The following is a 12,696-nucleotide window of genomic DNA, read 5'->3' as shown; positions in this document are numbered from 1 at the left end:
TGAAACGGGGGTACTTCGCCCGCTTCTGCCAGAAGTTGGAGAACGCCCCCTGCAGATGGCGCAGAGCCTGCTGCAACGGGACGGAGGAGACCTCGCAGAGGAACGCCAGTTCCTCGGTCTTCTTCCACGCCGTCAGCATCGCCGACGTGGCGTTGTAGTTCACCCGTTCCCGACGCATCGTCCATGCCTCGGACCGGGCGGCCAACGCCTTGTTGTAGACGAGCCGCACACACCCGAACGTGCGAGACAGCTCGGCCGCCTGCGCGTCGCACGGGTAGAAGCGGAACTTGAATGCCCGCTTCACGTGAGTGGCCGTCACGGATCACACGCTAGCAGCAATCTTTGTGACCATCCGCCGGGCGATCGTCTTCCGAGACGCCATACCGCCTCAGCGACGGTCTGGCGTCTCCCGTCCCGCTACGCGGGCGATCCGTTTCCTCTCCTGGCTGAAGCCGGGACTATCCACGGAGGTATCAGATGACCGAGACCACGACGGTGCCGCTGGAGCGGCTGCGCGCCGACATCGAGCAGTTCTACGCCCGGCACATGCAGCTGCTGGACGGCGGCCGGGCCGAGGAGTGGGCGGCCACCTTCACCGAGGACGGCACGTTCCGGCTGCCCGGCCGGCCCGAGCCGAGCCGCGGCCGCGCCGAGCTGGCCGAGGGCGCCCGCAGGGCCCGGGCCACCCAGGAGGCGGCGGGCGAGACCCACCGGCACTGGCACGGCATGCTGGACGTCGAGGCGCAGCCGGACGGCAGCGTCTCCGTGCGCTGCTACGCCCTGGTGTACCTGACGCCGCGCGGCGGCGAACCGCGGCTGCACCGCGCCTGCGTCTGCGAGGACGTGCTGGTGCGCACGGACGGCGGCTGGCGGGTCCGCACCCGGGTGGTGACCCGGGACGGCCACTAGGCCAGGGCCCACGACGCGTCCGGCGAGGTGCCTCGAAGGCCCGAACAGGGGCCTTCGAGGCACCTCGCCGGTGGTCGCACCGGACGGTCCGGGGTGCCGGAACGAGCAGTCGGCCGCGGCGGCCGGCTGCTCGTAGGTCAGTTCGATTTTCGGGTGCCTCCTGTGGCATGAGCACCATGCGCGCGTGGAAGAACTCCCGTGCGGATCCGCCACATTGGTCCGCCTGCTCCATCACGTACTGAACCGCACCGCACTCTCGGATCCCCTGGAAGGAATCCCATGAAGCGCAAGTTCGTCGCCGTCGCGGCCGCCGCCGCCCTCTCCCTCACCGGTACGGCCACGCTCGTAGCCAGCCAGGCCTCCGCCACGGAACACCCGGGCGCCGGCTCCCAGCTTAGGCCCGGCCACCTCCCGCCGTTCGCCGGTCACGCCTACCTGGTGACGGTGGCGGACACCGGCGCCGTCTACCGCAACACCTTCTCCGCGGACGGCAAGTCGGTGACCGGCCTCACCGTCAAGGGCTCCAACCCGGGAAGAACCTTCACCGCCCCCGACCTGGCGGTGCAGACCGGCCCGAGGCAGTACTTCATCTCGTGGATCGAGCCCGGTGACGTGACCGTCAGTCAGGTCGCCGACTTCGAGAAGCACACGGTGGAGTTCTACGTCACCTCGACCGACAGCGCCGGTACCCGTTCGGGGGCGGTCTACCACGCGACCCTCACGCAGGTTTCCTGACGTCGGTTCCGCTTCCGGAGCACGTGGTCGGTGCCGGGGCCCCCACCCGCGGGTGGGGGCCCCGGACCGGGCCGCCGCTCAGGCGGCCGGGGCCTCGACGGCCACCGCCGAGTTGAAGCCGCCGTGCCCGCGGGCGAGGACCAGCGCGCGGCGCAGCGGCTGCCGGCGCGGCTCGGTGACCAGGTCGAGCGCGTACCCGGCCGCCGGGCGGCGGACGTTGGCGGTCGGCGGGATCACCTGGTCGCGCAGGGCGAGCAGGGCGGTGGCGACGTCCAGCGGGCCGCTGCCGGCCGCGAGCCGGCCGGTCATGGTCTTGGGCACGGTGACCGGCACCCCGTGCGGGCCGAACAGGCCGGCCAGCGCGGCCGCCTCGGCGCGGTCGGCGGCGGGCGTCCCGGCGGCGTCGGCGAAGACCACGTCGACGTCGGCGGGCCGCCAGCCGGCCTGGTCGAGCGCCTGGCGGGCGGCGCGGCGGAGGCCGGCGCCGTGCTCCGCGCCGCGCTCCGGTGCCGCGTGGCCCCGGCCGTGGCCGTGGCCGTGGCCGTGGCCGTCGAAGGAGGTGCCGTAGCCGGTGAGCCGGCCGTGGATCCGGGCGCCGCGGGCCCGGGCGGCCCCGGCGTCCTCCAGGACGAGGATGGCGCCGCCCTCGCCGAGGACCTGGCCGCAGGCCCGGTCGTCGAAGGGCAGGTAGGCCTCGGCCGGGTCCTCCCGGGTGCTCAGCGTGCCGCTGGTGAGCTGGGCGGTCCAGCTCCAGGGGCAGAGCGAGCCGTCGACGGCGCCGCTGACCACGACCGGGGTGCCCTTGCGGATCAGCCGCCGGGCCTGGGCGAGCGAGTCCAGGCCGCCGGCGCCGTCGGCCACCACCACGCCGCTGGGGCCGCGCATGCCGTGCCGGATGGAGATCTGGCCGGTGTTGACGGCGTAGAACCAGGCGAAGGACTGGTAGGCGCTGACGTGGGCGCCGCCCTTGGACCAGAGGTTCTGCAGTTCCCGCTGGCCGAACTCGAAGCCGCCGGCGGTGTTGGCGGTGACCACGCCGATGTCGTACTCGGACAGGTCTGCGGGGTCGAGGTCGGCGTCGGCCAGCGCCCACTCGGCGGCGACCAGGGAGAGCCGGGTGACCGGGTCGGTCTGCGGCAGGAGCCGGTTGGGCAGCAGGGCGGCCGGGTCGAAGCCGGTGATCTCGCCGGCCAGGCGGGACGGGTAGGGCTCCGGGTCGAACCGGGTGAGCCGGCCGATGCCGCTCTCGCCGCGCAGCGTGGCGGCCCAGTAGGCCTCCAGGCCCACGCCGTTGGGGGCGAGGACGCCGAGGCCGGTGACGACGGTGGTCATGCGGCGCGCTCCTCGGGCCGGGCGAGCACCATGGCGCTCTGGAAGCCGCCGAAGCCGCTGCCGACGGTCAGGACGGTGTCGAGGTCCTGGCGCCGGGCGTGCAGCGGCACGTAGTCGAGGTCGCACTCCGGGTCGGGGGTGTGCAGGTTGGCGGTGGGCGGTACGACGCCGTGCCGCAGGGCGAGGGCGCAGGCGGCGATCTCGATCGCGCCGATGGCGCCGAGGGAGTGGCCGATCATCGACTTGATGGAGCTCATCGGCGTCTCGTAGGCACGGGCGCCGAGCGCCAGTTTGACGGCGGCGGTCTCGTGCCGGTCGTTCTGCTTGGTGCCCGAGCCGTGCGCGTTGACGTAGTCGATGTCGGCGGGCCGGGCGCCGGCCTCGGCCAGCGCCAGCCGGATCGCCTCGGCCATCTCCCGGCCGTCGGGGCGCAGTCCGGTCATGTGGAAGGCGTTGCAGCGGGAGGCGAAACCGGTGATCTCGGCGTAGACGGTGGCGCCGCGGCGCACCGCGTGTCCGTACTCCTCCAGGACGAACATCGCCGAGCCCTCGCCGAGCACGAAGCCGTTGCGGGTGACGTCGAAGGGCCGGGAGGCGTGCTCCGGGTCGTCGTTGCGGGGCGTGGTGGCCCGGATGGCGTCGAAGCAGGCGAGGGTGATCGGGGAGATGGGGGCGTCGGTGGCGCCGGCCACCATGACGTCGGCGCTGCCCTCGGCGATCAGCTCGCGGGCGTGGGCGACCGAGTCGAGGCCTGAGGTGCAGCCGGTGGAGACCACGGCGGCCGGGCCCTCGGCGCCGACCCGACGGGCGGTCTCGGCCGCCATCGAGCTGGGCACCAGGTGGTTGTAGAGGTGCGGCACGGCGTAGCCGTGGTCGACGAGCCAGTTCCGCCCGCCGTCGCTGACGGCGACGTACTCGCGCTCCAGGCTGGTGGTGCAGCCCACGGCGCTGCCGACGGTGACGCCGAGCCGGCCGGGGTCGACGGCGTCGAACGCCAGGGCGGCGTCGGCGACCGCCTCGTCGGTGGCGACCGCCGCGAACTGGGTGGCCCGGTCCATCCGCCGGATCTCCTGCGGGGTCAGGCCGTGCAGCACCGGGTCGAAGTCGCACTCGGCCGCGACGCGGGAGCGGAAGGCGGTGGCGTCGAAGAGGGAGATGGGCCGGGTCGCCGTCCGTCCGGAGGTGATGAGCTCCCAGAAGGCCTTGGTGCCGGTTCCACCGGGGGCCACCAGCCCGATGCCGGTGATGACGACGCGCCTGTTCATCGGTCTCCTTCCCCGGGGTTCGGGGTGGGGTGCGGGGCCGGCTGCCACCAGTCGCGGTGGTCGCGGTACCAGCGGACGGTGTCGGCCAGGCCCCGGTCGAGCGGGATGCGCGGTTCGAAGCCGAGCCGGGTGCGGATGCGGGTGTCGTCGACGGAGTAGCGCCGGTCGTGGCCCTTGCGGTCGGGCACCGTGCGGACGCGGTCCCAGCCGGAGCCGCAGAGGTCGAGCAGCCGGCCGGTGAGCTCCCGGTTGGTGAGCTCGGCGCCGCCGACGTTGTACGCCTCCCCCGGCTCGCCCTTCTCCAGGACGAGTTGGACGGCCCGGCAGTGGTCGTCCACGTGCAGCCATTCGCGGACGTTGAGGCCGTCGCCGTAGAGCGGGACGTGCCCGCCGTCGAGCAGGGCGGTGACGAACCGCGGGATGACCTTCTCCGGGTGCTGGTGCGTGCCGTAGTTGTTGGAGCAGCGGGTGACCGAGACGTCGAGGCCGTGGGTGCGGTGGTAGGCGCGGGCCATCAGGTCGGCACCGGCCTTGGAGGCCGCGTACGGGGAGTTGGGCAGCAGGGGGCGGTCCTCGGTCCAGGAGCCCCGGGCGATGGAGCCGTACACCTCGTCGGTGGAGACGTGGACCATCCGCGGGACGCCGGTGCCCAGGCAGGCGTCCAGCACGGTCTGGGTGCCGACCACGTTGGTGTGGGCGAAGACCGAGGCCTCCGCGATGGAGCGGTCGACGTGCGACTCGGCGGCGAAGTGCACCACCGCGTCGTGTCCGGGCAGCACGTCGAGCAGGGCGGACCGGTCGCAGACGTCGGCGCGGACCAGGGTCAGGCGGGGGTCGGCCAACGGGAGGTTGGCGGTGTTGCCCGCGTAGGTGAGCTTGTCGACCACGGTGACGTCGGCCCGTTCGTAGCCGGGGTAGGCCCCGGAGAGCAGGCTGCGCACGTAGTGGGAGCCGATGAACCCGGCACCGCCGGTGACCAGGATCCTCATGCGAGCACGCGGAGTTCGGTGTGGTCGCCGACGACGAGCCGGTGCCGTCCGTCGCCCGGCGGGGAGATCCCGACCCGGGCGGAGCGGCCGATGACCGAGCCGTGGATGCCGTTGACGTCGGTGACGGTGGCCCGGTCGAGCACGATCGTGTGCGAGAGGCCGGCGTCGGTGAGCACGCAGTCCGCGCCGATCGCGGTGTGCGGGCCGATGTAGCTGTCCTCGACCACGGTGCCGGCGCCGATGACCAGGGGTCCGCGCAGGTGCGAGCGGACCACCCGGGCCCCAGGCTCGACCACGACGGCGCCGAGCACGGTGCTGGCCTCGTCGACGGTGCCCGCCACGGCGGTCTCCACCCGGTCGAGCAGCAGCCGGTTGCAGTCGAGGATGTCGTCGATCCGCCCGGTGTCCCGCCACCAGCCGGTGATCTCCGCGGCCCGGACGTCACGGCCCTCGGCGACCATCAGCTGGATGGCGTCGGTGATCTCCCACTCGCCGCGCAGGCTGGGCTCGATCCGGGCGACCGCGTCGTGGACCAGCGGGGAGAAGAAGTAGGCGCCGGCCACCGCGAGGTTGCCGCGCGGTGCCCGGGGCTTCTCCCGGAGCGCGGTGACCCGGCCGTCCGGGCCGGCCTCGACGATGCCGTACTCCTCGGGGTTCGGCACCCGGACCACCGCCACCTGGGCGTCGGGGCGGGTGCGGCGGAAGGCGTCGGCGAGGTCGGCGATGCCGTCCGAGAAGACGTTGTCGCCGAGGTACATCACGAAGTCGTCGTCGGCGAGGAACTCCCGGGCCAGCAGCACGCAGTGCGCCAGGCCGAACGGCGCCTCCTGCTGGATCCAGGTGATCCGCAGGCCGAAGCGGGAGCCGTCGCCGACCGCCTCCCGGATCTCCCGGTGCCAGTCGCCGACGATGACGGCGGCCTCGGTGACACCGGCCCGGCCGATCTGCTCCAGACCGTGGAAGAGAACCGGTTTGTTGACGACGGGGACGAGTTGCTTGGGCATGGCATGGGTGAGCGGGCGCAGCCGGGTGCCCATGCCGCCGGCCAGGACCAGAGCCTTCAAGGCGAATTCCTCTCTCTGCGGGCCGGGACGCGTTCCTCCCCTTGGTATCCCGCCGCCCCCACAGGCCCGGTCGAGTCGCACTCGAACCGCCCGGGTCGTCAAGTGCCCTGACTTTCGAGTGGAGTTCGAGCGCACGGCCGTACGTTTCTTGCCCCCGGTGATCGGCGCCCCCGGTTCATCGGCCGCATTTCGGCTCTAGGAGGAGACGTGGTTCCACAGGGCGGCGAGCTGTACCTGAACCTGATGAAGCGGGTGCTCGCGAACGTGATCTACGAGGACGCGCCGGTCGGCTGGTACGGCGACGTGGGCGGCTACGACACGGACCTGCGCGCGGCGGGGCGGGACCTGCCCACGACCGCGCACACGATGGTGGGGCTGCAGCGGCTGGACAACGTCCAGTCGTGTGTCGCCAGGGTGCTGGAGGACGGCGTTCCCGGCGATCTGATCGAGACGGGCGTGTGGCGCGGCGGGGTCTGCATCCTGATGCGGGCCGTGCTGGAGGCGTACGGCGTGCGGGACCGCCGGGTCTGGGTGGCCGATTCGTTCGAGGGCGTTCCGGTGGTGCACTCCGGGAGCCACCCCCTGGACCGCGAGATGGCGCTGCACCGGATCAACGGGGTGCTCAAGGTGACGCGCGAGGAGGTGGCGGAGAATTTCGCCCGCTACCAGCTGCTGGACGACCAGGTGGGGTTCCTGGAGGGCTGGTTCGAGCAGACGCTGCCGTCGGCGCCGATCGACTCGCTGGCCGTGATGCGGCTGGACGGCGACCTCTACGAGTCGACCATGGACGCGCTGACCCACCTCTACCCGAAGCTGTCGGCCGGGGGTTTCGTGATCGTGGACGACTACAACATCGAGCCCTGCCGGCAGGCGGTCGCGGACTTCCGTGAGCGGCACGGGGTGAGGGAGCCGATCGTGCCGATCGACGGCCACGGCGTCCACTGGCGCCGGGAGGCGTAGGGCCCGGTCGGCCTCAGCTGGCGAGGCGGGACGCCCAGGGCCCGGGGGCCGCGGGCGCCCCGCCGAGCCGGTCGAGCAGCAGGTTGCCGTCGGCGCGGTCGGGGCCGTACTCCAGGGCGGGGTCGGCGGCCAGCATCGCGCGGTGCAGGCTCTGGATCCGCAGCGAGGGCTCCAGTCCGAGCTCGCCGACCATGTGGTCGCGCAGCCGGCGGAAGACCTCCAGCGCCTCGGGGCAGCGGCCGCAGCGGTAGAGCGCGAGCATGTACTGGGCGTGCAGGTTCTCGTTCATCGGGTACTGGCCGACGAGCGAGGCGAGTTCGCCGGGGAGTTCGTGGTGGCGGCCGAGCCGCAGCCGCGCGTCGACCCGCTGCATCAGCGCGGTGAGGCGGTTCTCCTCCAGGCGGCGGATCTCGGCGTCCAGCAGCGGGCCGGGCTTGACGTCCACCAGCGGGGCGCCGCACCAGAGTTCGAGGGCCTCGGTGAGCAGCCGGACGGCCGTCTCGTCGCTGCCGTCGGTGAGGGCCTGCCGGCCCTCGGCGAGCAGTCGCTCGAACTCATGGGCATCGATGTTGCCGTGACGGATGATCAGCTGGTAGCCGCCGAACTTGGTGACCAGCACGGTGCGGGCGACCTCGGCGGCGGAGATGCCGAGCGCGCGGCTGAGCATCCGGCGGACCTGGAGGACGTAGGTCTGGAGGGTGGTCTGGACGCTGGCGGGCGGGTTGTCGCCCCACAGCTCGCGGGCCATCGCGGCGGTCGGGACGACGCGGTTCGCCTGCATGACGAGCAGCGCGATGATCTTGCGCGGCTTGGGTGCGGTGAGGTCGTCCACCATGTTGGCCCCGCCGGCGGCGCGGAGCTTCAGGGCGCCCAGCACCTGGATCGTGAAGCACTCGGAACGGTCGCTCGTGATCATTTCAAGCCCCCGGGAATTCCGTCGGTGATCAAACTCTCGTGAGACTAGTGTCATGAGATTATTTCTCTACGTCAAGATTGTTCCCCGGGGGCCACCGGGCCCGTCCGAACCGGCCACCTCTATGGCCATTCCCGCAAAGCCGCTGGTCAACCACCCCGAACCGGCACCCCCGGCGGCCCGGCCGGCACTCCGGCGGTGCGGGCACGGAGCGTATTCACGAGGCTCAGGCAAACCCCGGGTCACAAATATGTGGATTTGGCAAAGCCGCTGGCCGGGCCCCGGGCGGCCTCTTGACGGCCGGCACGCCCGATCACCCGGCGTACATCATGACCATGTCACTGTGATCTGCATCACACCCCCGGCCTGCTCCTGGGCGCCGCCGTCCTCCACCGCGGCTCAAGCGGATCGCCAGCCCGCAGCCACACGATGCTCTGGCGAACCGTCAGTGACCGCCCGACCCAGGGAGACCGGATGACCGACGACCGAGTACCGACCGTCACCAGGCAGGACCTCCTCACCATGATGTCCGCGGTCCGCAAGACCGGCGTCCTGCGCGCCGGCGTCGACCTCAAGGTCTTCGACGCCCTCGCCGACGGCCCGGCCGAACCCAAGGAGGTCGCCGCCGCCTGCGGAGCCGACCCCCGCGCCGTCCACATCCTGCTGAACGCCCTCGCGGCGATCGGCCTGCTGGAGACGGAGGGTGACCGGTTCCGGCTCGCCCCGGGCGCCGACGGCATCCTCGTCAGCACCCACCCCGACTACTACGGCCACGCCGTCCGGCTCGCCGCCAGCGACTACGAGTGGGACGCCGTCAAGCGGCTCGGCGACGCCGTCCGCAACGGCGGCACGGTGATGGAGCAGAACGCCGAGACGCCCTCCTACACCTTCTGGGAGGACTTCGCCGCGCTGGGCACGCTCAACACCCAGCCGATCGCCGACCTGGTCGCCGACGCGGTGCTCCCGGAGCCGAGCGCCCCGGGCCGGGACGCCCCCCGGGTGCTCGACGTCGCCTGCGGGCACGGCCTCTACGGCTACACCCTGGCCGCCCGCGACCCCCGGGCCCAGGTCTGGTCCCTGGACTGGCCCAACGTGCTGGCCGTCACCGAGACCAACGCCGAGCGCCTCGGCGTCCGCGACCGCGCCCACTTCGTCCCCGGCGACATGTTCGAGGTCCCGCTCGGCGGACCGTACGACGTCGTGGTGGTCGCCAACGTCCTGCACCACTTCTCGACCGCCCGCGCGACCGAGCTGCTCGCCCGGGCCGGCAGCGCCCTGCGGCCCGGCGGCAAGCTGGTGGCCATCGCCATCAGCACCGACGACACCGCACCGCACCGCGACCCGGTCCCGCACCTGTTCTCCGCGCTGATGCTCGCCTGGACCTCCGAGGGCCAGGTGCACCCCGTCTCGGCGTACGAGGAGATGGTCGTCGCGGCCGGCTTCACCCGGCCCACCCAGCACACCCTGCCGCACAACCCGCTGCGGGTGCTGATCGCCGAACGCCGCTGAGGAGCACCGACCATGGAGATCGTCGGACGCGGCTTCCTCGCCGGCAGCCTCAGGCCGCTGGCGTCCGCCCACCCGGGCACGGTCGTCTTCGCGGCCGGCGTGTCCAGCGGGCACAGCACCGCCGACGCGGAGTTCGCCCGCGAGGCCGAGCTGCTCTACCGGGTCCTCGACCGCTGCCAACGGGACGGCCGGCGGCTGGTCTACTTCTCCACCTGTGCCAGCGGCATGTACGGCGCCGGCAGTCACCGCAGCCGCGAGGACCGGCCGGTCTTCCCCAACTCCCCCTACGGACGCCACAAGTTGGCGATGGAGGGGGTGCTGCGCGCCTCCGGCGTCGACACCCTGGTGCTGCGGCTCGCCTACACCGTCGGCCGGGCCCAGCGCAGCCACCAGCTGCTCCCCTCGCTGGTCGCGCAGATCCGCGCCGGCTCGGTGCGGGTGCACCGCGGGGCGCGGCGCGACGTGGTGCACGTCCACGACGTGGTCGCCGTCATCGACGCGCTGCTCACCGCCGGCGTCTCCCGCGAGGTGGTGAACGTCGCCTCGGGGCACGCGGTGCCGATCGAGGAGATCATCGCCCATCTGGAGGCCCGGCTGGGCACCACCGCCGCGAAGCAGACCGTGGACGTCGCCGACGACCACTCCGTCTCCAACGAGAAGCTGCTCCGGCTGCTGCCCGCCGAGGCCCGGCCCGCCTTCGGGCCCGACTACTTCCGGACGGTCGTCGACCGCTACCTGGAAACCCCCTGACCCCCTTGACCTTCTCGACCCCCCGCTGATGCGAAAGGCATGACATGACCGTCCTCGCCCAGACCTCCGGCCCGGCCTCGGTGGCCCGCGCGCTGCTGCGGCTGAACACCTCCTACTTCCAGGCGAAGGTGCTGCAGAGCGCCGTGGAGCTCGACCTGTTCGGGCTGCTCGCCGAGGGCCCGGCCACCGCCGAGGAGCTGTTCGACCGGCTCGGCCTGCGCGCCCGGCCGGGCGGCGACTTCCTGGACGCGCTGGTCGGCCTCGGCCTGCTGGAGCGCCGCGACGGCCGCTACGCCAACCACCCTGAGGCCGCCGAGTTCCTCGTCCCCGGCAGCCCGCGCTACCTCGGCGGCTCGATCGCCCAGCACTCCCGGCTGCACTACCGCTCCTGGGCCTCGCTGACCGACGTGCTGCGCAACGAACCGGCCGAGGTCCAGCGGGACTTCCGCAAGGACTTCGAGAACCTCGACGGCGTGCGCGGCCTGATGAGCCACATGGACGCCTTCAACAGCTTCGTCGCCCACGAGCTGGACCGCTGCGTGGACTGGTCCCGCTACACCTCCTTCGTCGACGTCGGCGGGGCCCGCGGCAACGTGGCCGCCCACCTGGTCCGCGTCCACCCGCACCTGAGCGGCGCGGTGTTCGACCTGCCGCAGGTGGAGCCGCTGTTCGACGAGCACATGGCGGCCCTCGGCACGGCCGAGCAGGTCCGCTTCGAGGCCGGCGACTTCTTCGCCGACCGGGCGCCCGCCTCCGACGTCGCGATCATCGGCCACGTGCTGCACGACTGGCCTCCGGCCGCCCGCGCCAAGCTGCTGGAGCAGGTCTTCGAGGCCGTGAACCCCGGCGGGATCGTCGTCGTCTACGACGCGATGCTCGACGACGGCCGCACCGACGCCGTCTCGCTGCTCCAGAGCCTCAACTGCGGGATCATGCGCGACGGCGGCTCCGAGTACACCGTCGCCGAGTGCCGCCGCTACGCGGAGGACGCCGGCTTCACCTTCGTGTCGGCCGAACCGGTCGACTCCCTGACCGGCGACCGCGTCCTGATCGCGGCCAAGCCCTCCTGACCCCCGCGGAGTCGCTGTGCGCGTCCTGTTCACGACGGCGGCCTGGCCGTCGCACTACATGTTCATGGCCCCGCTCGCCTGGGCCTTCCGCGCCGCCGGCCACGAGGTGCGGGTGGCGGCCCAGCCGCACGTCGTGGAGACCGTCCTGGCCTCCGGGATGACCGCCGTGCCGGTCGGGCCGGACCTCGACTTCGCCCGGCTGCACCGCAAGTTCGTGGCGGAGACCGATCCCGCGCTGTACCGGACGCGGGACGCGATCATCACGATCTTCCACCGGGTGGCCGAGATGATGGCGCCCGACGTGGTCGCGCTCGCCGACGCCTGGCGGCCGGACCTCGTCGTCCGCGACCCGGTCGCGTTCGCCGCCTCGGTGGCCGGCCAGGTGGTGGGCGCCCCGGTGGTCCGGCACGCCTGGGGGCCGGACCTCTACGGCACCGACCCCGGCAAGTGGCTCGCCCACCACGTCCTGGAACGCCTCGGCCCCACGTACGCGCTGTACGGGGCCGAGGCCCCCGAGGCCTTCGACCGGCTCGCCGTCGACCCGACGCCGCCGAGTCTGCGGATCACCGCGCCCGGCCCGTCGCTGCCGGTGGAGTACGTGCCGTACAACGGGCCGGGCACGGTGCCGTCCTGGGCGCTGGAGCGGCCGGAGCGGCCCCGGGTCTGCATCACCTGGGGCACCTTCACCTCCACCGCGACCGACCAGCCCGAGATGTTCCTCGTCCCGAAGATCCTCGACGCGCTCGCCGGGCTCGACGTGGAGCCGGTGCTGGCGGTCACCGCCGCCGAGCGGGAACTGCTCGGCGACCGGCCCGGCGTGCGGATCGTGCAGAACCTGCCGATCCACACCGTCCTGCCCGGCTGCTCGGCGGTGGTCCACCACGGCGGCGCCACCACCGTGCTCTCCGCGGCCCGCTTCGGCGTGCCGCAGCTGACCATGCCGCACCTGTTCGAACAGCGGCTCAACTCCGACCTGTTGGAGGCGACCGGCGCCTGCGTCCAGCTGACCGCCGAACACGCGGACGTCCCGGCGATCCGCTCGGCGGTGGCAGAGCTGGTCCGGCCCGGCGCGCCGCAGCTCGCCGCCTCGCGCGGGCTGCGCGAGGAGATCCTCGCGATGCCCCCGCTGGCGTCGGCGGTCGACCGGATCGAGGCGTGGCTGCGCGACGGCGCCCCCGGCGACGTCACCGGCTGAGAGGA

The 12,696-nt window shown here is 72.9% G+C and carries 13 protein-coding genes; 7 read left to right on the top strand and 6 right to left on the bottom strand.

The genetic code is table 11. From position 1 onward, the window contains the following. A partial coding sequence (locus tag ACIPSC_RS13735) for a helix-turn-helix domain-containing protein (RefSeq protein ID WP_400825521.1) occupies positions 1 to 319 on the bottom strand: 319 nt, incomplete at its 3' end. A gap of 158 nt (positions 320 to 477) precedes the next feature. Here ACIPSC_RS13735 and ACIPSC_RS13730 point away from each other — a divergent pair. Both ACIPSC_RS13730 and ACIPSC_RS13725 read left to right on the top strand, forming a co-directional pair. Continuing rightward, positions 478 to 909, top strand: a complete 432-nt coding sequence (locus ACIPSC_RS13730) for a nuclear transport factor 2 family protein (protein WP_400825520.1) — start codon at positions 478 to 480, stop codon at positions 907 to 909. Between the two features lie 279 nt (positions 910 to 1,188). Beyond that, positions 1,189 to 1,644, top strand: coding sequence for a MoaF-related domain-containing protein (locus ACIPSC_RS13725; RefSeq protein ID WP_400825519.1), 456 nt, complete (start codon positions 1,189 to 1,191; stop codon positions 1,642 to 1,644). A 78-nt stretch (positions 1,645 to 1,722) separates the two neighbouring features. Here the strand turns inward: ACIPSC_RS13725 and ACIPSC_RS13720 are convergent, their stop codons facing one another. Genes ACIPSC_RS13720 through ACIPSC_RS13705 form a run of 4 tightly spaced genes read right to left on the bottom strand, consistent with a single transcriptional unit; the run spans position 1,723 to position 6,294 of the window. Then, positions 1,723 to 2,976 carry a ketosynthase chain-length factor gene (locus ACIPSC_RS13720; RefSeq protein ID WP_400825518.1) on the bottom strand — a complete coding sequence of 418 codons (1,254 nt, stop codon included), beginning with the start codon at positions 2,974 to 2,976 and terminating at the stop codon, positions 1,723 to 1,725. Then, entirely contained in the window at positions 2,973 to 4,241 is a 1,269-nt protein-coding gene (locus ACIPSC_RS13715) for a beta-ketoacyl-[acyl-carrier-protein] synthase family protein (RefSeq protein ID WP_400825516.1), read from the bottom strand. Before ACIPSC_RS13715 ends, ACIPSC_RS13720 begins: the two co-directional genes overlap by 4 nt. Further along, positions 4,238 to 5,230: a dTDP-glucose 4,6-dehydratase gene (gene rfbB, locus ACIPSC_RS13710; protein WP_400825515.1), complete on the bottom strand. Its 993-nt coding sequence runs from the start codon at positions 5,228 to 5,230 to the stop codon at positions 4,238 to 4,240. The genes ACIPSC_RS13715 and rfbB overlap by 4 nt, the downstream gene beginning before the upstream one ends. Continuing rightward, positions 5,227 to 6,294, bottom strand: a complete 1,068-nt coding sequence (locus tag ACIPSC_RS13705; RefSeq protein WP_400825514.1) for a glucose-1-phosphate thymidylyltransferase — start codon at positions 6,292 to 6,294, stop codon at positions 5,227 to 5,229. The genes rfbB and ACIPSC_RS13705 overlap by 4 nt, the downstream gene beginning before the upstream one ends. Before the next feature lie 207 nt (positions 6,295 to 6,501). On the opposite strand from ACIPSC_RS13705, the gene ACIPSC_RS13700 reads away from it, so the two are divergent. Further along, positions 6,502 to 7,254 (top strand): TylF/MycF family methyltransferase, encoded by a 753-nt coding sequence (locus ACIPSC_RS13700; RefSeq protein WP_400825513.1) that lies wholly within the window; start codon positions 6,502 to 6,504, stop codon positions 7,252 to 7,254. Positions 7,255 to 7,267: 13 nt separating this feature from the next. Here the strand turns inward: ACIPSC_RS13700 and ACIPSC_RS13695 are convergent, their stop codons facing one another. Then, positions 7,268 to 8,170, bottom strand: coding sequence for a BTAD domain-containing putative transcriptional regulator (locus ACIPSC_RS13695; RefSeq protein ID WP_400825512.1), 903 nt, complete (start codon positions 8,168 to 8,170; stop codon positions 7,268 to 7,270). A gap of 471 nt (positions 8,171 to 8,641) precedes the next feature. Here ACIPSC_RS13695 and ACIPSC_RS13690 point away from each other — a divergent pair, with 471 nt between their 5' ends. Genes ACIPSC_RS13690 through ACIPSC_RS13675 form a run of 4 tightly spaced genes read left to right on the top strand, consistent with a single transcriptional unit; the run spans position 8,642 to position 12,691 of the window. Then, complete coding sequence (locus tag ACIPSC_RS13690; RefSeq protein ID WP_400825510.1) at positions 8,642 to 9,676, top strand: methyltransferase; 1,035 nt, start codon at positions 8,642 to 8,644, stop codon at positions 9,674 to 9,676. A gap of 12 nt (positions 9,677 to 9,688) precedes the next feature. Then, positions 9,689 to 10,426: an NAD-dependent epimerase/dehydratase family protein gene (locus ACIPSC_RS13685; protein WP_400825507.1), complete on the top strand. Its 738-nt coding sequence runs from the start codon at positions 9,689 to 9,691 to the stop codon at positions 10,424 to 10,426. Positions 10,427 to 10,470: 44 nt separating this feature from the next. Further along, entirely contained in the window at positions 10,471 to 11,496 is a 1,026-nt protein-coding gene (locus ACIPSC_RS13680; RefSeq protein ID WP_400825506.1) for a methyltransferase, read from the top strand. Positions 11,497 to 11,512: 16 nt separating this feature from the next. Further along, on the top strand, positions 11,513 to 12,691 hold the full coding sequence (locus tag ACIPSC_RS13675; RefSeq protein ID WP_400825505.1) for a nucleotide disphospho-sugar-binding domain-containing protein: 1,179 nt from the start codon (positions 11,513 to 11,515) through the stop codon (positions 12,689 to 12,691). Positions 12,692 to 12,696 lie beyond the last annotated feature (5 nt).

Origin of the sequence: Kitasatospora sp. NPDC090091, assembly GCF_044747365.1 — a bacterium.
Taxonomy (GTDB): domain Bacteria; phylum Actinomycetota; class Actinomycetes; order Streptomycetales; family Streptomycetaceae; genus Kitasatospora.
The sequence above is the reverse complement of the archived record's forward strand: the minus strand, read 5'-3'. Positions and strand labels throughout refer to the sequence as shown.